Below are 22,557 nucleotides of genomic sequence, written 5' to 3' on the forward strand. Positions count from 1 at the left end.
TATGGCATGCTAACGTCTTGTTTTTCCGCAGTTTTACTGCGGTTATATCAGCGTTGATGTGCAGCTTATGCAACTTTAAAGAGAATCAACAAGAGGATTCACCATGTCTGTAATTAAGATGACCGATCTGGATCTGGCTGGCAAACGCGTGCTGATCCGTGCGGACCTCAATGTTCCGATAAAAGATGGCAAAGTGACTTCTGATGCGCGTATCCGTGCATCTCTGCCGACGATTGAAGCGGCACTGAAGCAAGGCGCTAAAGTAATGGTTACCTCTCACTTGGGTCGCCCGACCGAAGGCGAGTACAACGAAGAGTTCTCCTTGCTGCCAGTAGTTAACTACCTGAAAGACAAACTGTCTTCTCCGGTACGTCTGGCGAAAGACTATCTGGACGGCGTTGAAATTGCAGCAGGCGAGTTGGTTGTGCTGGAAAACGTTCGCTTTAACAAAGGCGAGAAGAAAGACGACGAAACGCTGTCTAAGAAATATGCGGCACTGTGTGACGTCTATGTGATGGATGCGTTTGGTACTGCTCACCGTGCACAAGCTTCTACTCACGGTGTGGGTAAATTTGCCCCTATCGCCTGTGCCGGCCCGCTGTTGTCAGCAGAACTGGAAGCACTGGGTAAAGCGCTGGGTAACCCAGCACGCCCAATGGTTGCCATTGTGGGTGGTTCTAAAGTATCAACCAAACTGACCGTGCTTGGCGCACTGTCTAAAATCGCCGATCAACTGATTGTTGGTGGTGGTATCGCCAATACCTTCGTTGCAGCTCAAGGCAACAATGTGGGTAAATCTCTGTACGAAGCAGACCTGATTCCAGAAGCCAAGCGCCTGCTGGAAACCTGTGATATCCCGGTTCCTACCGATGTGCGTGTTGCAACCGAATTCTCTGAAACTGCTGTTGCGACACTGAAACCAGCTAACCAAATCAAAGATGACGAACAAATTCTTGATCTGGGCGACGAGTCTGCACAACGTCTGGCTGAGATCCTGAAAAATGCCAAAACCATTCTGTGGAATGGCCCGGTTGGTGTATTCGAGTTCCCTAATTTCCGTAAAGGGACCGAGATAGTCGCTCGTGCCATCGCAGAGAGTGACGCATTCTCTATCGCGGGCGGTGGTGACACTCTGGCAGCAATCGATCTGTTCGGTATTGCTGACCAAATCTCTTACATTTCTACCGGCGGTGGTGCATTCCTTGAGTTCGTAGAAGGGAAAAAACTGCCAGCGGTGGTGATGCTGGAAGAGCGCGCTAAGCAGTAATTTAGATAACGGGGGGCGAAAGCCGCCCGTTTCGCTTTTAGCTAATGAAGCTCGCGGGCTTTATACCCTAAATAATTCGAGTTGCAGGAAGGCGGCAACGAAATGAACTCAAGGAGTTGAGATAACTCAATGACTTGAGTGAATGATGGCAGCCAACGCACATGCAGTTTGAAGTATGACGGGTATAGGCGATTTACATTTAGGGCCTATCCTCACCGGATAGCTGCTATCTTCAGTCGACGAAACAGGACAACGTACATGTCTAAAATTTTTGATTTCGTAAAACCAGGTGTCATCACAGGTGATGACGTTCAGAAAGTGTTCGCAGTAGCCAAAGAGAACAACTTTGCTCTGCCAGCAGTTAACTGTGTCGGCACCGACTCTATTAACGCAGTGCTGGAAACAGCAGCCAAAGTGCGTGCGCCAGTTATCGTTCAGTTCTCTAACGGTGGTGCAGCATTTATCGCAGGTAAAGGCGTTAAAGCAGAAGGTCAGGGTGCTGCAATCCTGGGCGCTATCTCTGGTGCACATCATGTCCATCAGATGGCTGAACACTATGGTGTTCCTGTTATTCTGCACACCGACCATTGCGCCAAGAAATTGCTGCCATGGTTAGACGGCTTGTTGGACGCAGGTGAGAAACACTTTGCGGCTACCGGCAAACCACTGTTCTCTTCTCACATGATCGACCTGTCTGAAGAGTCCCTGGAAGAAAATATCGAAATTTGTAGCAAATACCTGACTCGCATGGCGAAACTGGGTATGACGCTGGAAATCGAACTGGGTTGCACCGGTGGTGAAGAAGATGGCGTGGACAACAGCCATATGGACGCATCTTCTCTGTATACTCAGCCACAAGATGTTGATTACGCTTACGAAAAACTGAACGCTATCAGCCCACGTTTCACCATCGCTGCCTCTTTCGGTAACGTACACGGTGTTTACAAGCCAGGTAACGTGAAACTGACCCCAACTATTCTGCGTGATTCTCAGGATTATGTTTCCAAGAAACACAATCTGCCGCACAACAGCTTGAACTTCGTATTCCACGGTGGTTCAGGTTCTACTGCTGCTGAAATCAAAGAAGCGGTTAGCTATGGCGTAGTTAAAATGAATATCGACACCGATACCCAATGGGCAACGTGGGAAGGTATTCTGGGCTACTACAAAAAGAACGAAGCTTATCTGCAAGGCCAGCTGGGTAACCCAGAAGGTGCTGACAAGCCGAACAAGAAATTCTACGACCCACGTGCGTGGCTGCGTGCTGCACAGGTGACTATGGTTGCTCGTCTGGAAAAAGCCTTTGAAGAACTGAACGCCAAAGACGTTCTGTAATTCGATACTGCTTTGACCGACTTAAAAGGCCCCTTGGGGCCTTTTTTCTTTGCAAAAAACGAATCTAACCTCATTTCCGCCGCCTTGATTGACTGAGTAGTCTGATATTTCAGCGTAAATTTCTCTGCCAAAATTGGCAACAGGCTCATTGTTAGTTACCCTAAACAGGCTGTCAGTTGTAGCCGTCAGCATTTTGCGGTGATTTTTTGCGTAATCTCTCCCGCAGGGAGCTTTTTGTAGGATGATTCAAATGGAAGAATTAAACGTAGTTGATGGTATCAATGAAGCGAGTACCTGGTTGGTGAATAACCAAGATTTGCTGATTCAATACGCGGTTAATCTGGTCGCAGCATTACTTATCTTAACCGTCGGTTCAATCATCGCCAAAATTGCGTCACGGATGCTTGGTCGGGTCATGAAGTTACGTGGCATTGATGTCACCGTCGCAGACTTCCTGGCAGCAATGGCGCGTTACAGCATTCTGGCTTTCACTATCGTTGCGGTGCTGGGACGTTTGGGTGTGCAGACTGCATCGGTGATTGCCGTTATCGGTGCCGCGGGTTTAGCTGTTGGTTTGGCGCTACAAGGCTCGCTATCAAACTTTGCCGCCGGAGTGCTGCTGGTGGCCTTCCGTCCATTTAAGGCAGGTGAATATGTCGATCTGGGCGGTGTAGCCGGTACTGTGGTTCAGGTGCAAATTTTCTCAACGACCCTACGGACGGTCGACGACAAAATCATCGTGGTACCCAACGGCAAAATTATTGCTAATAACATCATCAATACCAGCCGTGAACCGAATCGCCGTACCGATATGGTCATCGGTGTTGCCTATGATGCTGATATTGATGTGGTAAAGAAAGTGCTGGGTGACATCATTGCCGCAGATAAACGTATCATGCATGACAAAGGGGTTACCGTGCGTTTGAATGAGATGGCTGCCTCTTCCCTTAACTTCACGGTGCGCGTCTGGACTACCAATGGCGATGCGATGGATGTGTATTGGGATCTGATGGAAAACTTTAAGCGTGCGTTGGATGCTAACAAAATTGGCATTCCTTACCCGCAGATGGACGTGCATTTGCATCAGGTAGCAAAAACTGAGGCAGATTAGTCTGCGTACCTGAAGCTGTAGTGTTGTTTACAATTTGGCTATAGCCATGTCAAATCGGGTCGTTATCGGCCCGTTTTTTCCTTTTTCCATCCTTGTTTTCCCTCTTGCTTAGCCATTATTAGTTTTACTTATTATTGATAAGAAATATCAATTTCCTCTGATGCCGCTCTCCCCGTAATATGCTGCTAGTTCCTCTCCAATTCTCTCGGCCCGTTTTGAGTATTATTTAAAGGTAACAGTATGTTAGCTGTCTATTTACAGGGCTTCGCCCTCAGTGCTGCGATGATTTTACCCCTCGGGCCACAAAATGCCTTTGTGATGAACCAGGGGATTAAGCGTCAGCACCATTTGATGAGTGCCTCACTTTGTGCGCTGAGTGACATTATCTTGATTTGTGCGGGGATCTTTGGCGGCAGTGCCTTGCTGAGTCGTTCGCCATTGTTACTGGCACTGGTCACATGGGGCGGCGTGGCTTTCCTGCTGTGGTACGGTTGGGGCGCATTGATGGCAGCCTGGCGTGGGGGGGGCTCCTCATCTGCAGCCGCAACCGGCGCGCAAGGGCGTTGGCCAATAGTTATAACCCTACTGGCGGTAACCTGGCTCAATCCGCATGTCTATCTCGATACCTTTGTGGTGCTCGGTAGCCTTGGCAGCCAGTTATTACCCGACTCCCGGCCTTGGTTCGCTTTGGGAGCCGTGAGTGCCTCTATTGCCTGGTTTTTTGCCCTCGCGCTATTGGCTGCGTGGTTATCACCGTGGCTTAACCGCCCAACGTCGCAGCGGGTGATTAATCTGTTGGTCGGAGGGGTAATGTGGTTTATTGCTTTTCAGCTAGCGCAACAAGCACTAAATCTGTGAGTTTTTATCATTAATCCGAATCCCATGATTCATAAGATATGCTACGGTTGATGTGTTAATCCGGTTACCGACAGCAAATTAATCACGCCGCCAATGAGATTCGAGTGAGTGTAATTAACTGCAAATGTATTTGTCGCTGATTGAATTCACTGGTTATCTAGCTGAGGTCGACTGAGTTGTCATAAATAATTTGCCATGTATATCTTAGGAGGCACTGTGAAGTTGAAGACATTGGCTTTGGCCGCAATGATGGGATTAGGGACGTTACCTTTGGCGCTACAAGTTCAGGCAGCCGAAGTGCCAGAAGGGCCGCATGTTGTCACCTCCGGTACCGCCAGTGTTGATGCGACACCGGATATTGCCACTATCGCTATTGAAGTCAGTGTATCTGCCAAAGATGCGGCAGATGCCAAAAAACAGGCGGATACCAGGGTCGCGCAATATTTTGATTTCTTACGTAAAAGTGGCATTGAAAAGAAAGATATCAATGCTGCCAATATTCGTACTCAACCTGAATACGATTACCAGAAAAGCGGTGAAGCGGTCTTGAAGGGATACCGTGCCGTGCGCCAGGTTCAGGTAACATTACGCCAACTGGATAAGTTGAATGAGCTGCTAGATGGTGCGCTGAAGTCTGGTCTAAACGAGATCCGTGCGGTGGAACTCGGGGTAGCAAACCCGGACACATACCGTGAGCAGGCGCGTAAAAAAGCCATTGAAAATGCTATCAGCCAGGCAGGATCATTGGCTGATGGATTCAAAGTTAAACTTGGGCCGGTCTACAGCATTCGTTACCACGTCGCTAACTACCAGCCTATGCCGGTAGCACGCATGTTTAAAAGCGCTGAAGCGGCACCAGCCACCGATGCCGCACAAACTTACGAACAGCAGACCATCCATTTTGATGATCAGGTTGATGTCGTGTTTGAACTCCAAACTGCGACCAGTACCGCTAAATAAATCAATCCTGCCGTAATACCTGACGCCCATAAGACAACAGGGCGTCAGTCACCTTTCTCATGGTTCTGCTTTCCGGTGCAAACCGGTGCCAGAACAGCATTCGTCGTTGCAGTAATCCTGGCGTCAGATTGATTAATTCGCCTGAAGCTAGCTCTTTCTCGATTTGCAGATGCGGGATCATACAACAGGTGGTTCCTTGTCGCGCTAACTGCACAAAAGCTTCGGAAGAGTTAACAATATGGCAGGGCACGCTGCCCGGTGATAAATCAAAGTTCTGCTGTAAAAACGCCTGATGCATATCATCCAGATGGTCAAACGCCACCGCTGGCGCTTTCAACAATGCCGAGCGGGTTACGCCATTAGGGAAATAACGCTCAGCGAAAGGTTTGGAGGCGACAAACAGGTAATCCAACGCACCGAGTTGATCAACCAGACAACTGGGGAGCGGTTGAGGTTGGATACTGACAGCACCCACAACCTCGCCGCGACGTAACCGTTCCTGAGTTCGAGTCTCATCCTCGACTTGTAAATTCAGCCGGATAGGGGAATCAGCCAGCACCGGTTTCAATGCCGGTAGCAACCAGGTCGCCAAACTGTCGGCGTTCACTGCCAGCGACAATAACAGTGGTGTATCTCCGCCATTATCATTGCCCAGCCACTCTTCTTCCAGTAACTCAACCTGATGCAGTAACGCGAGCAGTTTCTGCCCTTGTTCGGTAGGCCGTGGTGGCACGGTGCGCACCAGCAGCGGTTGTCCAAACAGATTCTCCAACTGCTTGATGCGTTGAGATACCGCCGATTGGGTGATGCAAAGTTTTTGTGCAGCGCGTTCAAAACCGCGTTCACGGATCACCGCGTCCAGCGCTTGTAGCGTACGGTAGTCTGGGCGTTTCATCGGAGTCATCTCTCCAAATATTAAGTCGATACAGCACTATGCCACATTTTAGCCAGTTTGTTATGACAGGATGCCAAGGTGTCAGCCACAAATAAACCGGCATAACTGTGATCCGGCTAGAATTAACTACCACGCGAGTTGGCTTTATTCACACAATCACCACTGCGGATGCTCTATAATGACCTCAGGTTTTCTTTCACATCAAGGCGTGAACTTACCATGACTCAGGATGAACTTAAAAAAGCAGTGGGCTGGGCAGCATTAGATTATGTAAAACCTGGTACCATCGTTGGGGTCGGCACTGGCTCGACCGCAGCACATTTTATTGACGCACTTGGCTCCATCAAAGGCCAGATAGAGGGGGCGGTTTCCAGCTCTGATGCCTCTACTGCCAAACTGAAAAGTTACGGCATCCACGTATTCGATTGTAATGAAGTGGATGTATTGGATATCTATGTTGATGGCGCTGATGAAATTAACGACCAGATGCAGATGATCAAAGGCGGTGGTGCTGCGCTGACCCGCGAGAAAATCATTGCTGCTATTGCTCGTCAGTTTATCTGCATCGCGGATGCGTCCAAGCAGGTTGCTATACTGGGTAAGTTCCCGCTGCCGGTTGAAGTTATCCCAATGGCCCGCTCTTATGTGGCTCGTGAACTGGTTAAGCTGGGTGGCTTACCGGAGTATCGTCAGAACGTCCTGACTGATAACGGCAACGTTATTTTGGATGTCCACAATCTGAGTATTTTGGATGCCATTGCGTTAGAAAATAAAATCAATGGTATTGCCGGTGTCGTTACGGTCGGCCTATTTGCTAATCGGGGGGCTGATGTGGCACTGATTGGCACCGCCGACGGCGTTAAGACCATAAAATTAAAGTGATCGGTTAACTCGCTCTCAGGATGAGGTTCGCTACTTCATCCTGAAAGTTTTTTTGCCTTTAAATATCTTTTCTTAAAATCGCTAAATTTGGTGATATATATCACATTTCTTCATTTCGTTTTATTAACCTGCCATTAACCCTCTTCACGCCAGTTTTTTATTCCATAAATGAACATTGACACTGATTGTTATGCTAGCCGGCAGGCAATCGTTTGTATTGCTGCCCGCGTAATATTTGTTATGTTGACAGGGTGCTGACCGGATTCATTCGATAGCGGCAGCCACATCTGAAGTCTGAAAATAGGGTCGGGGACATGGCAAAAGTATCACTGGAGAAAGACAGAATTAAGTTTCTGTTAGTGGAAGGGGTGCACCAGAGCACGGTTGATAATCTGCGTGCTGCCGGATATAGCAATATTGAATATCATAAAGGTGCCTTAGACACCGAATCACTGAAAGCATCGATCAAAGATGCTCACTTCATCGGCATTCGATCGCGTACGCATCTGTCTGAAGAAGTTTTTGCGGCAGCAGAAAAATTAGTCGCGGTAGGTTGTTTCTGTATCGGTACCAATCAGGTTGATTTAAAAGCGGCTACCAAACGCGGTGTGCCGGTATTCAATGCACCTTTCTCCAATACCCGTTCGGTAGCTGAAATGGTACTGGGCGAGTTACTGCTGATGTTCCGAGGCATTCCATCGGCTAACGCCAAAGCTCACCGTGGTGAGTGGAACAAGCTGGCGGTGGGTTCCTATGAAGCCCGTGGCAAGAAGCTGGGCATTATCGGTTATGGTCATATCGGTACCCAACTCGGGATTCTGGCAGAGAGTGTCGGGATGAAAGTATTTTTCTACGATATCGAAAATAAACTGTCGTTAGGGAATGCACAGCAGGTGCGTCACCTGTCTGATCTACTGAATATGAGTGATGTGATTAGCCTGCATGTGCCGGAAAACCACTCCACTAAAAACATGATTGGCCCTGAACAGTTGGCTCTGATGAAGCCGGGTGCGATGCTGATTAACGCCTCACGCGGTACCGTGGTCGATATCCCGGCCTTATGTGATGCGTTGGCCAGCAATCATTTGGCAGGCGCGGCAATCGACGTATTCCCTGAAGAGCCTGCAACTAATAAGGACCCGTTCAATTCACCCTTGTGCGAGTTTGATAATGTGTTGCTAACACCACATATTGGTGGTTCCACTCAGGAAGCGCAGGAAAATATCGGTGATGAAGTGGCAGGTAAGCTGGCGAAGTATTCCGACAACGGCTCAACGCTGTCTGCGGTCAACTTCCCTGAGGTTTCTCTGCCTGCTCACGGCGATAATACTCGCCGTCTGTTGCATATCCATGAGAACCGCCCAGGCATCCTGACCAGCATTAACAAAATCTTTGCCGAACAGAATGTCAACATTGCGGCACAGTATCTGCAAACCAGTGCTGAAATCGGTTATGTCGTCATTGATGTTGAGACTGATGATGCGGAAAATGCAGAAAAAGCATTGCAGGCGATGAAGGCGATCCCGGGAACTATCCGTGCTCGTTTGCTTTACTAATAACTATTTGTATTGAATGACTAAACACCCGCTATCTATAAAATATCGGGTGTTTTTTTATTTTGCAGGATTATCTCTTACCACTGCCACACTTTTGTTGGTGTCACTATCTCTGGCAATGGTACATCCCAAAGCTCACAGGGCAAGTGCTCTACCCATTGGCAATCATGGGCCAGGCCAATAGGATAAGGGCGCCCTTGCTGCCAGTGTTGCAGCGTACGGTCATAAAAGCCACCACCCATACCTAAACGTTGCCCGAGGCTATCAAACGCCACTAACGGGGTTATTACTATATCCAATTGGTTTAGTGGCAGAACTTCTCGCACATCTAATTGTGGTTCAAGGATTTTCAGGCGATTACGGATAAGCGTGCTATCAGGGCGATAACGCAGAAATAATAAATTACCGGGGCTGAAAGGGTGCAAAACCGGCAGATAAACCTGTTTTTGTTGCTGCCATAGCAGCTCAATAATGGGGCGGGTATTGAGTTCACCATCGAAGGAGAGGAACACGGCAATGGTGTTAGCCTGACGGATTCTGTCATGCTCAGCGATATGCTTTGCCGCCAGATGCGCTGACTGATGCTGTTGTTCCGCAGTCAACAGACGCCGACGTTCACGAATCTCACTACGAATCTTTTGTCGCTCAAGGGCATATTGCGCAGTCAAAGGCATATTATTTATTCAAAAATATGTTGTTAATTTAAAGGATAATTTTTTGATTAAAAAGACATTTTATTGATTCGGAAGATATATTGCTGATGCCAGTAGACAGCCAATGTAAAACGAACGTGATAACCCCAAATGCTGGTTAATCGATAAAGAGGGGATCTCCGAGATGCCGCCGCAGGCTGTAACCCTTGAACCCATGGTTCAAGGTGAACGCAGCGTCGCAACCTTAAGGCTTCTCGGCGGACCGAGCATGCGCACCAGTTACGGAGTCACTACATTCTGTTGGTATTAAATATCGGCTCAGGGGACTGGCCCGCTGGCAAACACCTCAGAGAAATTTTTTACTCACTGCTGAATCTATCATTCAACAGAGATTTATTCAAACTGTGCATCCTGACGTTCAGAGATGCGACCTTGTTCAAGCAACGCCTGTTCAATGGTCTGTTGTAACATCCGAATACGTTGCTCCATATTGGATGCATAGTCACGGGTTTTCAACCTTTCCTGAGCTAATTCGTGACAGACATTCAATGCTGCGATAAAAACTAACTGCTCAGTATTTGTGACTCTAGTGCGAACTTTGAGATCTTGCAACCGTTGGTTAAGATCTTCTGCTGCCATGTTCAACGCGTCTTGTTGTTCTGGCGGACAATTGACTCTTAACGAGCGACCAAAAATTTGAATATCTACCGGTTGTGCAGACATGCCACCTTCCTGACTAATTTTCGCGCCAACCTTGTAAACCAGAGGCAAAATGCTCGTAGTTGCAAAGCGGGCGTCACTATATATATCTCGATACCAAGATTCAACCCCTAATACCCGTTGGGTATTAGGGTCTAGCGCGTTGCGTTTTCTGGTATAGCGACCTTTCTTGGTGGTAGCATAACACGAACTTATCCTGCCAACGATGACCAATACGCATGTCTATAGAGAATACATTACCAACTTACCAATCACTTGCCTTGGCGTTAAGCCAGCAAGCGGTAGCATTAACCCCCGCAGAAATGCATGGCCTGATCAGCGGCATGCTCTGTGGTGGCAGTAAAGACAATGGCTGGCGCACGCTGGTACATGACCTGACCAATGAGGGCGTTGCCTTTTCACAAGCGTTGGGATTGCCGTTACAACAGTTACATGAAGCAACACAAGAAGCGCTGGAGAACGAAGGTTTTATGTTCCAGTTGCTTATCCCTGAAGGGGACGATATCTCGGTTTTTGACCGTGCTGACGCATTATCAGGTTGGGTCAACCATTTCCTGTTAGGTTTGGGTATGTTGCAACCGAAATTGGCGCAGGTGAAAGATGAAGTGGGTGAAGCCATTGATGATTTACGTAATATTGCCCAATTAGGCTACGACGAAGATGAAGATCAAGAAGAGCTGGCTCAATCATTAGAAGAAGTTATTGAGTATGTGCGTGTGGCGGCTATTTTGTGCCATATCGAATTTACTCAACAGAAGCCGACTGCACCAGAGATGCGTAAGCCAACACTACATTAAATGATATGGTGTAATATGTTGAATTAAGTCGATTAAATCGGATGTTCCAGGAGGGTGTGATGATTCAGCAAGAATACCAGAACCGCCGTCAGGCGCTGTTGGCGAAGATGGCCCCGGGCAGTGCAGCACTGTTTTTCGCCGCACCGGAGGCTACGCGCAGTGCGGATTCCGAATACCCTTATCGTCAGAATAGCGATTTTAGCTACCTGACGGGGTTCAATGAACCGGAGGCGGTGTTGATTCTGGTAAAAAGCGATGAGACCCATAACCACAGCGTGTTGTTTAACCGGGTGCGGGACTTAACCGCCGAGATCTGGTTTGGCCGCCGTTTAGGGCAAGATGCGGCCCCCCTCAAGTTAGGTGTTGACCGCGCATTATCCTTCGATGAAATCGACGAACAGCTCTATTTGTTGCTCAATCGCCTTGATGTGATTTATCACGCGCAGGGGCAATATGCTTATGCAGATAAAATTGTTTTTGCCGCGCTGGAAAGATTACGTAACGGTTTTCGTAAAAATTTACGTGCACCGGCCACGCTAACTGACTGGCGTCCATGGTTGCATGAAATGCGCCTGTTTAAGTCAGTTGAAGAAATTACTGTGATGCGCCGCGCCGGTGAAATCAGTGCGCTAGCCCATACTCGCGCGATGGAAAAATGTCGCCCAGGTATGTTTGAGTATCAGTTGGAAGGGGAGATTCTGCATGAGTTCACCCGCCATGGCGCGCGTTACCCGGCATATAACACTATCGTTGGCGGTGGTGAGAATGGCTGCATTTTGCATTACACCGAAAATGAGAGTGAATTGCAGGATGGTGAGTTAGTGCTGATTGATGCAGGTTGTGAATACCGTGGCTATGCCGGTGATATCACCCGCACCTTCCCGGTTAACGGCAAATTCACGCCAGCACAACGTGAGATTTATGACATCGTTCTGGCCTCGATTAATAAATCAATAGAATTGTTCCGCCCGGGTACCAGTATCCGCGAAGTCACCGAGGAGGTGGCGCGCATTATGATTACGGGTCTGGTTGGTTTGGGCATTCTAAAAGGTGATATCGAGCAATTGATCGCTGAAAAAGCGCATCGCCCCTTCTTTATGCATGGTTTAAGCCACTGGTTAGGATTGGATGTGCATGATGTCGGTGATTATACCAATAGTGACCGTGGCCGCATTTTGGAACCGGGAATGGTGCTGACCATTGAGCCGGGTCTCTATATCGCCCCAGATGCTGATGTACCGCCAGAATACCGTGGTATTGGTATTCGTATCGAAGATGACATCGTGATTACTGCTGACGGCAATGAAAATCTGACCGCCGGTGTGGTGAAAGATCCCGATGCCATTGAAGCCCTGATGGCGGCAGCGAGATAACTGATGAGCGTAATCATTGTTGGTGGTGGTATGGCCGGAGCAACTCTGGCGCTGGCTATTTCATCCCTCACCAAAGGGCGGGTACCGGTTGCTTTGGTTGAAGCACAACTTCCTGATAGCAGGCAGCATCCGGGTTTTGATGCCAGAGCGATTGCCTTGGCACAAGGCACCTGCCAACAACTGGAGCGCATTGGTATCTGGGCGCATCTGGTTGATTGTGCCACCGCCATTGAACATGTTCATGTTAGTGATAGCGGTCATTCGGGTTTTGTTAACTTACGCGCCGCTGATTATGGTGTTGCGGCACTGGGTAATGTTATTGAGCTACATGATGCCGGTAAAAGGCTGTTTGCCTTATTGCAGAAAGCGCCGGGAGTGACGCTGCATTGCCCGGCTAAAGTGGTAGATGTGGTTCGTACTGTTGCATCAGCCGGTGTGACGCTGGATAACGGCCAACAACTGAGTGCAAAGCTGCTAGTGGCAGCCGACGGATCTCATTCGGCACTGGCGCGGGCTTGTAATATTCAGTGGCAGCAGCAGGACTATCAACAGATCGCCGTGATTGCCAATATTACGACTTCCGAACTACCGGCAGGTCGGGCTTTTGAGCGTTTTACCCGCAATGGGCCGCTGGCATTATTACCGATGTCTGAAGGGCGTAGCTCGCTGGTCTGGTGTCACGCTAAACACGAAAAGCAGCAGGTCGATAGTTGGGATGACGCCCGTTTTGTGGCGCAATTGCAGCAAGTTTTTGGTTGGCGGTTGGGTAAAATTCTCCATGCGGGTAAGCGCTACAGCTACCCGCTGCAATTATTGACGGCTTCGCGCCATATCAGTCACCGTCTGGCGTTAGTGGGTAATGCGGCGCAAACACTGCATCCCATTGCCGGGCAGGGTTTCAATCTAGGGCTGCGTGATGTGATGTCGCTGGCTGAAACTATCGCGCAGGCGGAGGGCGACCCCGGTGAGTATGCGGTTCTCAGCCAATATCAGCAGCGGCGACAAGGGGATCAACAGGCGACTATTGGTGTCACTGATGGTTTAATTCGTCTGTTTGCCAATCGCTATGGGCCACTGGTGGTTGGGCGTAACCTTGCTCTGATGTCAATGGAGCTGATGCCTGCAATACGTGATACTTTCGCCCGGCAGACATTGGGATGGGTAGAGCGTTAGTATTTAATGGGAATATATTGGCATGCAATCATATGACGTGGTAATCGCCGGTGGCGGAATGGTCGGTCTGGCGCTGGCCTGTGGCTTACAGGGCAGTGGCTTGCGCATCGCTATTCTGGAGCATCAGCCCGCACCAGAACCTCTCACTGCACCGCTGACTGATGAGTTGGCGCTACGTGTCTCGGCGATCAATGCTGCCAGTGAGCGCTTATTGAAAAAAATAGGGGTATGGGACAGCATTTTGGCGCTACGGGCCAGCCCCTATGGCGGCATGGAAGTGTGGGACCAAGACAGTTTTGGCAAAATAGCGTTTCATGCTGATGAATATGGCTTCAGCCATCTCGGTCATATCATTGAGAACCGAGTGATTCAGCAGGCGCTATGGCAGCGTGCCAGCCAATTAGCTGAGGTTACGCTGTTGGCACCGGCCAGCCTCAAACAGGTGGCATGGGGTGAAAGCGAAGCTTTTATCACGCTAACTGATGACCGTATGCTCAGTGCGCGGCTGGTGGTTGGGGCCGATGGCGCTAACTCATGGTTGCGCCAGCATGCGGATATCCCACTGACTTTTTGGGACTATGCCCACCATGCGCTGGTAGCGACCATCCGCACGGAAGAAGCACATCAGGCAACGGCGCGTCAGGTATTTCATGGTGATGGTATTCTGGCTTTCCTGCCGTTTAGCTCCCCACACTTGAGTTCGATAGTCTGGTCACTTCCTCCTGAGCGTGCTGCCGAGTTAGCTGCGCTACCTGCCGAGCAATTCAACCGCGAACTGGGCATGGCGTTTGATATGCGTTTGGGGCAATGCCAGCTTGAGAGTGAGCGCCAGACCTTCCCGCTGATGGGGCGCTATGCACGTAGCTTCGCGGCACACCGGTTGGCGCTGGTGGGGGATGCTGCCCATACTGTGCATCCGTTGGCCGGGCAGGGCGTCAATCTGGGCTTTATGGATGCCGCTGAGTTAGTCTCTGAGCTGCGCCGTTTACAGCGCCAAGGCAAAGATATCGGTCAGCATCTCTATCTGCGGCGTTATGAACGTCGCCGCAAGCACAGTGCTGCGGTGATGCTTGCCAGTATGCAGGGTTTCCGCTCCCTGTTTGCGGGCAGTAACCCTGCCAAAAAGCTCTTGCGTGATATTGGCTTAACGCTGGCTGATAACTTGCCGGGGGTAAAACCACCGTTAGTGCGGCAGGCCATGGGATTACATGATTTACCCGATTGGCTAGATGAGTAGTCTTGTGAGTCACTAAACCTCCCTCAGTTGAAATAATCTAATTTCAGCCCTATTTTCGCATTAGTTTTTCTCACTGATAACCAAAGCCTGAAAAGTTGAAACTGACAGGGTTTTGGTTATTTGGTTATATAACATCGCAATTTTTACTGATTAATTGTTAATAATGTGCCTCTGTGCGCATTTTTTCAGTGGAAAACTCTGCACAATACCCCTGCCTTTTGTCCTCTTAGGGCGTGCTATTGCCTATTTTAGCTTATGGTTACCTGATGAGTTCGGTGATAACGTTGGGCAAAAGGTATCGTTTGCGTAACGGTATTCATGCCTGTTTATTAGGGGGGATGAAGCCGGTATAAAACACTCATGACATGTTATAGCCAAAGCAATTGGAGTTGTAGGTAGGCGGCAAGCGAATGAATTCCCGATGAGCTTACACCAGTAAGTGATTCGGGTGAATGAACGTAGCCAACGCCCCTACGGCTTCAAGTGCGAAGGGTATATTGAGGGAGAGTAGATGGCTAAGCAGACCCCGCTGTATGATCAGCACGTAGCGTGCGGTGCGCGCATGGTAGATTTTCATGGCTGGATGATGCCATTGCATTATGGTTCCCAAATCGACGAGCACCATATCGTGCGTCAAGATGCCGGTATGTTCGATGTCTCTCATATGACTATCGTTGATCTGCACGGTGCCCGTACCCGTGAGTTCCTGCGTTACCTGTTAGCCAACGACGTTGCTAAACTAACCCAACCGGGCAAAGCCCTTTACACCGGGATGCTGAATGCGTCCGGCGGTGTTATCGATGACTTGATTGTCTATTTCCTGCAAGAAGACTATTTCCGCTTAGTGGTTAACTCCGCTACCCGTGACAAAGATCTGGCCTGGATAATCCAGCATGCTGAACCTTACCAGGTTGAAGTGACGGTGCGTGACGATCTTGCCCTGGTGGCGGTACAAGGCCCAACGGCTCAACAGAAAGTGGCTACTTTACTGACTCCTGAGCAGCAGCAGGCGATCGCGGGCATGAAACCATTCTTTGGTATTCAAACGGGTGATTTCTTTATCGCGACTACCGGTTATACCGGTGAATCAGGGTATGAAATCGCACTGCCAAAAGAGCAAGTTGTTGAATTTTGGCAGCAATTGCTCGCCGCTGGGGTGAAGCCTGCGGGTCTTGGTGCGCGTGATACTTTGCGTCTGGAAGCGGGTATGAACCTTTACGGTCAGGAAATGGATGAAGGTGTTTCTCCGTTAGCCGCCAATATGGGCTGGACGGTAGCCTGGTTGCCAGAAGACCGTCAGTTTATCGGCCGCGAAGCACTGGAAAAGCAACGTGCGGACGGAACTGAGCAACTGGTCGGCTTGATCATGACCGAAAAAGGCGTATTACGTAATGAGTTGCCCGTGCATTTTTCTGATGCGCTGGGTAACTCACATGTCGGTGTGATAACCAGTGGTTCATTCTCGCCTACATTGGGTTTCAGCATTGCGCTGGCCCGTGTGCCTGCGGGAATTGGTGAGAGTGCGGTGGTTCAAATCCGCAACCGTGAAATGCCAGTGCGGGTCACAAAACCCGGTTTTGTGCGGGCGGGTAAGCCGGTCGCGCTGTAAGTCTTCCGAATTATAAGAGCCTAAACTTTTGGCTCTATCTCTTTTTAAGGAGCAGCAATGAGCAATGTACCAGCAGAGTTAAAATATGCGTCATCTCATGAGTGGGTTCGTGCCGATGGCGATGGCATCTATAGCATCGGTATCACTGAGCATGCGCAAGAGCTACTGGGCGACATGGTGTTTGTTGATTTGCCTGAAGTGGGCAGTGAAGTTTCAGCTGGTAGTGATTGTGCTGTTGCCGAATCAGTTAAAGCGGCTTCCGACATTTATGCCCCGATCAGCGGCGAAATTGTTGCGGTTAATACTGAGCTGGAAAGCTCACCAGAACTGGTCAACAGCGCACCTTATACCGATGGTTGGCTGTTCAGCATCAAAGCCTCTGATGAAGGTGAGCTGGCAGGTTTGTTAGATGCCGAGGCGTATTTGGCGACCATTGAAGAATAAATGAAAAAAAGCCTGAGGTGAGTGAAGTGCAATGAGCTAAGGGTTGACCACGTCTACGGGCGTTCCGGTGGCTTACGCCACTACGACCCGAACGACGTGTTTCCCCTTAGTTCGGCTTTGTGAGTATTTCTAATACCTCTCCAAGGCGCGGTTAATCTCAAATATCTCCCGTCCCATGCCCTATTCAGGAATGTGTAGCAAATGACTCAGAATCTCAGCCAGCTTGAACATAACGATGCTTTTATTCAGCGCCATATCGGCTCCTCTGCTGAACAACAGCAACAGATGTTGGCCGCCATTGGTGCCAACTCGTTAAGTACATTGATCCAGCAGATTGTTCCGGCAGATATCCAATTGCCAAGCCCACCACAAGTGGGTGATGCCGCCACTGAACACCAGGCGCTGGCGGAACTTAAAGGGATTGCCAGCCAGAATCAGCGCTATAAATCCTACATCGGCATGGGCTACAGCCCGGTACTGACCCCGCCGGTTATCCTGCGTAATATGCTGGAGAACCCAGGCTGGTACACCGCTTACACACCTTATCAGCCAGAAGTTTCTCAGGGCCGCCTTGAAGCGCTGTTGAATTTCCAGCAATTGACACAAGACCTGACGGGGTTGGATCTGGCTTCTGCCTCTTTGCTGGATGAGGCTACTGCTGCGGCAGAATCGATGGCATTAGCCAAGCGAGCCAGTAAGCTGAAGGACGCTAATCGCTTCTTTGTGGCTGATGATGTTCATCCACAAACGCTGGATGTGGTGCGAACTCGCGCTGAAACTTTTGGTTTTGAAGTGATTGTCGACCGCGCTGCAAAAGTGCTGGAGCTGGATGGTGTTTTTGGTGTGTTGCTGCAACAAGTAGGCACCACTGGTGAACTGCATGACTACAGCGCGCTGCTGTCTGAACTGAAAAAACGTAAAATCATTACCAGCGTGGCTGCCGATATTATGGCGCTGGTGCTGTTGACTGCGCCGGGGACACAAGGTGCCGATGTGGTATTTGGCTCCGCTCAGCGCTTTGGTGTGCCGATGGGGTATGGCGGCCCACATGCTGCATTCTTTGCCTGCCGTGACGAATTTAAACGCTCGATGCCGGGCCGCATTATTGGGGTATCACGCGACGCTGCCGGTAATACTGCGTTGCGTATGGCGATGCAGACCCGTGAGCAACATATTCGCCGCGAGAAAGCTAACTCCAACATCTGTACCTCACAGGTGCTACTGGCCAATATTGCCAGCCTGTATGCGGTTTATCATGGCCCGCAGGGCTTGCAGCGTATCGCTGGCCGTATTCACCGGATGACCGATATCCTGGCTGCGGGTTTGCAACAAGTAGGCCTGAGTCTCCGTTTCCAGCACTGGTTCGATACCCTGACAGTTGAAGTCAAAGACAAAGCTACGGTATTGGCTCGTGCATTGAGTTTTGGTATTAACCTGCGCACTGACATTCATGGCGCTGTGGGTATCACGCTGGATGAAACCACCTCCCGCGAAGATATTCAGGCCCTTTTTGCCCTGTTAGCCGGTGATAGCCACGGCCTGGATATTGACCAGCTTGACGCAAAAGTCAGCCAGAGCAGCCAGTCGATACAGGCTACGATGCTGCGCCAAGAGCCGATTCTGACCCATCCGGTATTCAATCGTTACCACAGCGAAACCGAAATGATGCGTTATATGCATCGTTTAGAGCGCAAAGATTTGGCGCTGAATCAGGCGATGATCCCGTTGGGTTCTTGTACCATGAAGTTGAACGCTGCCGCCGAGATGATCCCGATTACCTGGCCGGAATTCGCTGAGTTACACCCATTCTGCCCGCCGGAGCAAGCGGCCGGTTATCAGCAGATGATTGGTCAACTGTCACAATGGTTGGTGCAACTGACGGGTTATGACGCAGTGTGTATGCAACCAAACTCAGGTGCGCAGGGAGAGTATGCCGGTTTGCTGGCTATCCGCCGTTACCACGAAAGTCGCAATCAGGCGAGTCGCCATATCTGCTTAATACCAAGCTCAGCCCACGGCACTAACCCCGCGTCAGCACAAATGGCCGGTATGTCGGTGGTGGTGGTAGCCTGTGATAAGCAAGGCAATATCGATTTACATGACTTGCGCCAAAAGGCAGAAGACGCGGGTGATGAGTTGTCTTGCATTATGGTGACCTACCCGTCAACCCACGGCGTGTATGAAGAAACCATCCGTGAAGTTTGCCAAATCGTTCATCAGTTTGGCGGGCAAGTTTATCTGGATGGCGCGAACATGAATGCGCAGGTTGGCATCACTACGCCGGGTTATATCGGGGCTGATGTATCGCATCTTAACTTGCACAAAACTTTCTGTATCCCACATGGCGGTGGCGGACCAGGCATGGGGCCAATTGGCGTCAAAGCCCATTTGGCACCTTTTGTGCCCGGTCACAGTGTGGTGCAAATCGACGGTATGACCACTCAGCAAGGTGCCGTTTCAGCCGCGCCATTTGGTAGTGCATCAATTTTACCTATCAGTTGGATGTATATTCGCATGATGGGCGCTGATGGCTTGAAGCAAGCCAGTCAGGTGGCTATTTTGAATGCCAACTACATCGCTACCCGCCTGAAAGCCGCCTATCCGGTGTTGTATACCGGTCACGATGGCCGTGTGGCACATGAGTGTATTCTGGATATTCGTCCGCTAAAAGAGGCGACCGGTATCAGTGAAATGGATATCGCTAAACGCCTGATCGATTTCGGTTTTCACGCGCCGACCATGTCGTTCCCGGTTGCCGGAACACTGATGGTGGAGCCGACAGAATCAGAAAGCAAAGTGGAACTGGACCGCTTTATCGATGCGATGTTAGCGATTCGTAGCGAGATTGACAAAGTGGCCCAAGGCGAATGGCCGCTGGAAGACAACCCGCTGGTGAATGCGCCTCATACTCAGGCGGAGCTGGTGGGGGACTGGCAGCACCCTTACAGCCGTGAGCTGGCTGTGTTCCCGGTTGCAGGTGTGATGGAGAACAAATACTGGCCAGCGGTGAAACGTTTGGATGATGTGTACGGCGACCGTAATCTGTTCTGCTCATGTGTCCCAATTGCTGATTATGAGTAATTTAAAATAGAGATAAGTTGTGCATGAATCTGAGGGTCGCGTATGCGGCCCTTTTGCTATGTTGATTATCTCGCCAGTATTGGCATGCTAGTTTGGCAACTCTTTATCGCAGCATAGGGAACCGGGATATGAATAAGAAAGTTGCATTAGTGACGGGCGGCAGCCGGGGAATTGGTCGTGCGACCGCATTGCTGTTGGCAAAACATGGTTATCGGGTGGCGGTCAATTATATCAATGACCAGCAGGCCGCGCGGCAGGTGGTGGCGGAGATAGCGGCTGCGGGAGGGTTGGCGATTGCGTTACAGGCGGATATTGCTGATGAATCACAGGTTGTGGCGCTGTTTGAACAACTTGAGGCGCAACTGGGGCCAATCAGTGCATTAGTGAATAATGCCGGTATTCTGTTCCCACAAACCAGTATTGAAGGCTTGACCGCCGAACGTATTAACCGAGTGCTAACGACCAATGTGACAGGGTATTTCTTATGCAGTCGCGAGGCGGTTAAACGCATGGCTATGCGCCATGGTGGCCATGGTGGGGCAATTGTTAATGTTTCTTCTGCCGCGTCCCGCCTTGGTGCGCCGGGGGAATATTTGGATTATGCGGCCTCCAAAGGGGCTATTGATACACTGACCATCGGTTTGTCGCTGGAGGTGGCGGCTGAGGGGATTAGGGTTAACGGGGTACGGCCAGGTGTTATCTATACCGATATCCATGCCAGTGGTGGTGAACCCGGGCGGGTTGACCGGATCCAAAGCTTGTTACCCATGAAACGGGGTGGTCACCCACATGAAGTTGCTGAGGCGATTGTTTGGTTGCTGTCAGACTGTGCCTCTTATGTCACCGGCAGTGTATTGGACCTGGCGGGCGGAAAATAAAACAGATGCGGTTTGCCAGTCGATTGACATAGCTGGCCTAACCGCATGTACTTCAACATGATTATTTCAGCCAGCCCTTTTGCTGCGCAGCCTGTAACTGGGGCAGTAAATATTGCCAGATCTGAGGATAGCGCTCAGCGACTCGTTGGTTGCGATCCAGCACTTGTTGCAAACGGATACCATTTTCTATCCAGCTTTGCCCTTCGGTATGCAGGTTAATCAGCATTGGCAAAATGCGGTCCAGCACGGTCGCAAAGCACGCATCGGCGGTTTCTTCTGCTTCATATTCGTCCCACAGCGCGGTAAATTGCGCGTTTAAAGCGGGAGGGAGCATACCGAATAACCGTTTAGCCGCGGCCACTTCTTGTTCATGAATGGCGGCTCTGGCGGCCAAATCATAAACGATGACATCACCGGCATCGATTTCAACAATATCGTGCAGCAGTGCCATTTGAATTACGCGGTTGATATCAACATCCGGGCCTGCATAGGGGGCCAGACTCATTGCCGCCACCGCAAAATGCCAACTGTGCTCAGCGGAGTTTTCCTGCCGTAAGCTGGCAATCACTTTGGTGCGGCGCTGTATATCTTTTAGCTTATCAACTTCCATCAGAAACTGGACAGTCTCGGTCAGGGGGCCAAAATCCAGAACTGGCAGTGTTAATGACATAACAAACAACCCTCAAATCAGATAAAGGTAGACCGGTAATACGTTACCTGATTATCTGCAATTACTCTGTTCTTTTTGCTTCATCTGGCGATAGACATGGCGAGTTACATGTATTGACAGAATATTTAAGCTTACACGTGTACACTGGAATCATTCTCAGTTAACCTGAGTGCAGTATATTTGCGCAATTGGCTACCTACCGTGCCGCTCATCGGGATTGATTACCTTGCAGCTTGACTGCAACGCCAATGTCTTTGGGTATACAACAGCTAATATTCAGGATAATAAGTATTGAATAATAAATCAGTTACACCCTCTGCTACAGTTACACCACCTACTTCTGCGGCCCCCTCGATATTGTCACCGGCCACAACGACCCCAGCCTATCCATGGGCAGAAGAGATAGCTAATAGCATTAGCCATGGTATTGGTGTGGTGTTTGGAATTATCGGGCTGGTGTTGCTTTTGGTGCAGGCAGTAGACAGTGGTGCTGATACCAAAGCGCTAACCAGCTATAGCTTGTATGGCTGCAGTATTATTTTGCTTTTTCTGGCATCAACACTGTATCACGCCGTGCCACACCGTAAGGCGAAGCTCTGGCTACAGAAGTTTGACCACTGTGCCATTTATATTTTGATTGCCGGCACTTATACCCCCTTTCTGCTGGTGGGATTGGATTCGCCACTGGCCAGAGGGTTAATGGCGGTCATTTGGGGGCTGGCGCTGTTCGGTGTGATATTTAAGCTGGCTTTTGCTCATCGATTTGAGGTGTTGTCGCTCGTGACTTACCTAACGATGGGCTGGTTATCACTGATTGTGATTTATCAGCTGGCGGTGAAACTTGAAATTGGCGGGTTGGCATTACTGACTATTGGCGGCTTGCTTTACACTTTAGGGGTGGTTTTCTACGCCTCTAAGCGTATCCGTTTCGGTCATGCTATCTGGCATGGTTTTGTGTTGGGTGGCAGTGTCTGCCACTTTATGGCGATCTATTTGTACGTTTGATGCTGTAGCCACATGCATAAATTGAGGCCGGATAACCGGCCTCTGGTTCGAGT

The 22,557-nt window shown here is 49.8% G+C and carries 20 protein-coding genes and 1 other RNA gene; 16 read left to right on the top strand and 5 right to left on the bottom strand.

The features are described from left to right. The first annotated feature begins 103 nt into the window (after positions 1-103). From pgk to V2A84_RS23000, 5 genes are all read left to right on the top strand, one after another. Entirely contained in the window at positions 104-1,267 is a 1,164-nt protein-coding gene (gene pgk, locus V2A84_RS22980; RefSeq protein WP_050086390.1) for a phosphoglycerate kinase, read from the top strand. 258 nt (positions 1,268-1,525) lie between these two features. Next, the gene (gene fbaA / locus V2A84_RS22985; protein WP_005192802.1) at positions 1,526-2,602 is read left to right on the top strand and encodes a class II fructose-bisphosphate aldolase; all 1,077 of its coding nucleotides are present in this window, start codon (positions 1,526-1,528) and stop codon (positions 2,600-2,602) included. A gap of 250 nt (positions 2,603-2,852) precedes the next feature. Beyond that, positions 2,853-3,713: a small-conductance mechanosensitive channel MscS gene (gene mscS, locus V2A84_RS22990; RefSeq protein ID WP_083162727.1), complete on the top strand. Its 861-nt coding sequence runs from the start codon at positions 2,853-2,855 to the stop codon at positions 3,711-3,713. 240 nt (positions 3,714-3,953) lie between these two features. Next, complete coding sequence (argO, locus tag V2A84_RS22995; RefSeq protein ID WP_372569594.1) at positions 3,954-4,571, top strand: arginine exporter ArgO; 618 nt, start codon at positions 3,954-3,956, stop codon at positions 4,569-4,571. Positions 4,572-4,787: 216 nt separating this feature from the next. Then, positions 4,788-5,531 (top strand): oxidative stress defense protein, encoded by a 744-nt coding sequence (locus V2A84_RS23000; RefSeq protein ID WP_083162731.1) that lies wholly within the window; start codon positions 4,788-4,790, stop codon positions 5,529-5,531. 1 nt (position 5,532) lies between these two features. Here the strand turns inward: V2A84_RS23000 and V2A84_RS23005 are convergent, their stop codons facing one another. After that, positions 5,533-6,426 carry a LysR family transcriptional regulator ArgP gene (locus V2A84_RS23005; protein ID WP_005163344.1) on the bottom strand — a complete coding sequence of 298 codons (894 nt, stop codon included), beginning with the start codon at positions 6,424-6,426 and terminating at the stop codon, positions 5,533-5,535. Between the two features lie 219 nt (positions 6,427-6,645). Here V2A84_RS23005 and rpiA point away from each other — a divergent pair, with 219 nt between their 5' ends. Beyond that, positions 6,646-7,308, top strand: coding sequence for a ribose-5-phosphate isomerase RpiA (rpiA, locus tag V2A84_RS23010; RefSeq protein WP_083162733.1), 663 nt, complete (start codon positions 6,646-6,648; stop codon positions 7,306-7,308). Between the two features lie 314 nt (positions 7,309-7,622). Continuing rightward, positions 7,623-8,864 carry a phosphoglycerate dehydrogenase gene (serA, locus tag V2A84_RS23015; RefSeq protein WP_083162735.1) on the top strand — a complete coding sequence of 414 codons (1,242 nt, stop codon included), beginning with the start codon at positions 7,623-7,625 and terminating at the stop codon, positions 8,862-8,864. Positions 8,865-8,941: 77 nt separating this feature from the next. Here serA and V2A84_RS23020 read toward each other — a convergent pair whose 3' ends face one another. The 3 genes from V2A84_RS23020 to zapA form a co-directional block, all read right to left on the bottom strand. Next, on the bottom strand, positions 8,942-9,538 hold the full coding sequence (locus V2A84_RS23020; protein WP_083162737.1) for a 5-formyltetrahydrofolate cyclo-ligase: 597 nt from the start codon (positions 9,536-9,538) through the stop codon (positions 8,942-8,944). 151 nt (positions 9,539-9,689) lie between these two features. Beyond that, a non-coding RNA gene (gene ssrS / locus V2A84_RS23025) (6S RNA) lies at positions 9,690-9,873 on the bottom strand. 37 nt (positions 9,874-9,910) lie between these two features. After that, on the bottom strand, positions 9,911-10,240 hold the full coding sequence (zapA, locus tag V2A84_RS23030) for a cell division protein ZapA (protein WP_004706812.1): 330 nt from the start codon (positions 10,238-10,240) through the stop codon (positions 9,911-9,913). A 215-nt stretch (positions 10,241-10,455) separates the two neighbouring features. Here zapA and V2A84_RS23035 point away from each other — a divergent pair, with 215 nt between their 5' ends. The 8 genes from V2A84_RS23035 (at position 10,456) to V2A84_RS23070 (ending at position 20,829) form a co-directional block, all read left to right on the top strand. Next, on the top strand, positions 10,456-11,034 hold the full coding sequence (locus V2A84_RS23035) for a YecA/YgfB family protein (protein ID WP_083162739.1): 579 nt from the start codon (positions 10,456-10,458) through the stop codon (positions 11,032-11,034). 59 nt (positions 11,035-11,093) lie between these two features. Further along, positions 11,094-12,407 carry a Xaa-Pro aminopeptidase gene (gene pepP / locus V2A84_RS23040; protein ID WP_442849085.1) on the top strand — a complete coding sequence of 438 codons (1,314 nt, stop codon included), beginning with the start codon at positions 11,094-11,096 and terminating at the stop codon, positions 12,405-12,407. Between the two features lie 3 nt (positions 12,408-12,410). Beyond that, positions 12,411-13,580 (top strand): 2-octaprenyl-6-methoxyphenyl hydroxylase, encoded by a 1,170-nt coding sequence (gene ubiH / locus V2A84_RS23045; protein ID WP_442849086.1) that lies wholly within the window; start codon positions 12,411-12,413, stop codon positions 13,578-13,580. A 22-nt stretch (positions 13,581-13,602) separates the two neighbouring features. Next, complete coding sequence (ubiI, locus tag V2A84_RS23050) at positions 13,603-14,817, top strand: FAD-dependent 2-octaprenylphenol hydroxylase (RefSeq protein WP_083162745.1); 1,215 nt, start codon at positions 13,603-13,605, stop codon at positions 14,815-14,817. A gap of 511 nt (positions 14,818-15,328) precedes the next feature. Next, positions 15,329-16,426, top strand: a complete 1,098-nt coding sequence (gcvT, locus tag V2A84_RS23055; RefSeq protein ID WP_083162747.1) for a glycine cleavage system aminomethyltransferase GcvT — start codon at positions 15,329-15,331, stop codon at positions 16,424-16,426. A gap of 57 nt (positions 16,427-16,483) precedes the next feature. After that, on the top strand, positions 16,484-16,870 hold the full coding sequence (gene gcvH / locus V2A84_RS23060) for a glycine cleavage system protein GcvH (RefSeq protein WP_005193111.1): 387 nt from the start codon (positions 16,484-16,486) through the stop codon (positions 16,868-16,870). A gap of 201 nt (positions 16,871-17,071) precedes the next feature. Further along, complete coding sequence (gene gcvP / locus V2A84_RS23065; protein ID WP_083162749.1) at positions 17,072-19,951, top strand: aminomethyl-transferring glycine dehydrogenase; 2,880 nt, start codon at positions 17,072-17,074, stop codon at positions 19,949-19,951. Positions 19,952-20,079: 128 nt separating this feature from the next. Beyond that, the gene (locus V2A84_RS23070; RefSeq protein WP_083162751.1) at positions 20,080-20,829 is read left to right on the top strand and encodes an SDR family oxidoreductase; all 750 of its coding nucleotides are present in this window, start codon (positions 20,080-20,082) and stop codon (positions 20,827-20,829) included. Positions 20,830-20,890: 61 nt separating this feature from the next. On the opposite strand, the gene V2A84_RS23075 is transcribed toward V2A84_RS23070, so the two are convergent. Continuing rightward, positions 20,891-21,499, bottom strand: a complete 609-nt coding sequence (locus tag V2A84_RS23075; protein WP_083162753.1) for an HD domain-containing protein — start codon at positions 21,497-21,499, stop codon at positions 20,891-20,893. Between the two features lie 291 nt (positions 21,500-21,790). Between V2A84_RS23075 and trhA the strand changes: the two genes are divergently transcribed. Further along, positions 21,791-22,504: a PAQR family membrane homeostasis protein TrhA gene (trhA, locus tag V2A84_RS23080; RefSeq protein ID WP_442849087.1), complete on the top strand. Its 714-nt coding sequence runs from the start codon at positions 21,791-21,793 to the stop codon at positions 22,502-22,504. Positions 22,505-22,557 lie beyond the last annotated feature (53 nt).

The organism is Yersinia sp. 2553 StPb PI, from assembly GCF_052217105.1.
Classification (GTDB): domain Bacteria; phylum Pseudomonadota; class Gammaproteobacteria; order Enterobacterales; family Enterobacteriaceae; genus Yersinia; species Yersinia enterocolitica_E.

Coding starts and splice junctions, on each gene's coding strand:
- pgk (WP_050086390.1), top strand. CDS start 104: ATGTCTGTAATTAAGATGACCGATCTGGATCTGGCTGGCAAACGCGTG.
- fbaA (WP_005192802.1), top strand. CDS start 1,526: ATGTCTAAAATTTTTGATTTCGTAAAACCAGGTGTCATCACAGGTGAT.
- mscS (WP_083162727.1), top strand. CDS start 2,853: ATGGAAGAATTAAACGTAGTTGATGGTATCAATGAAGCGAGTACCTGG.
- argO (WP_372569594.1), top strand. CDS start 3,954: ATGTTAGCTGTCTATTTACAGGGCTTCGCCCTCAGTGCTGCGATGATT.
- V2A84_RS23005 (WP_005163344.1), bottom strand. CDS start 6,426: ATGAAACGCCCAGACTACCGTACGCTACAAGCGCTGGACGCGGTGATC.
- rpiA (WP_083162733.1), top strand. CDS start 6,646: ATGACTCAGGATGAACTTAAAAAAGCAGTGGGCTGGGCAGCATTAGAT.
- serA (WP_083162735.1), top strand. CDS start 7,623: ATGGCAAAAGTATCACTGGAGAAAGACAGAATTAAGTTTCTGTTAGTG.
- V2A84_RS23020 (WP_083162737.1), bottom strand. CDS start 9,538: ATGCCTTTGACTGCGCAATATGCCCTTGAGCGACAAAAGATTCGTAGT.
- zapA (WP_004706812.1), bottom strand. CDS start 10,240: ATGTCTGCACAACCGGTAGATATTCAAATTTTTGGTCGCTCGTTAAGA.
- V2A84_RS23035 (WP_083162739.1), top strand. CDS start 10,456: ATGTCTATAGAGAATACATTACCAACTTACCAATCACTTGCCTTGGCG.
- pepP (WP_442849085.1), top strand. CDS start 11,094: ATGATTCAGCAAGAATACCAGAACCGCCGTCAGGCGCTGTTGGCGAAG.
- ubiH (WP_442849086.1), top strand. CDS start 12,411: ATGAGCGTAATCATTGTTGGTGGTGGTATGGCCGGAGCAACTCTGGCG.
- ubiI (WP_083162745.1), top strand. CDS start 13,603: ATGCAATCATATGACGTGGTAATCGCCGGTGGCGGAATGGTCGGTCTG.
- gcvT (WP_083162747.1), top strand. CDS start 15,329: ATGGCTAAGCAGACCCCGCTGTATGATCAGCACGTAGCGTGCGGTGCG.
- gcvH (WP_005193111.1), top strand. CDS start 16,484: ATGAGCAATGTACCAGCAGAGTTAAAATATGCGTCATCTCATGAGTGG.
- gcvP (WP_083162749.1), top strand. CDS start 17,072: ATGACTCAGAATCTCAGCCAGCTTGAACATAACGATGCTTTTATTCAG.
- V2A84_RS23070 (WP_083162751.1), top strand. CDS start 20,080: ATGAATAAGAAAGTTGCATTAGTGACGGGCGGCAGCCGGGGAATTGGT.
- V2A84_RS23075 (WP_083162753.1), bottom strand. CDS start 21,499: ATGTCATTAACACTGCCAGTTCTGGATTTTGGCCCCCTGACCGAGACT.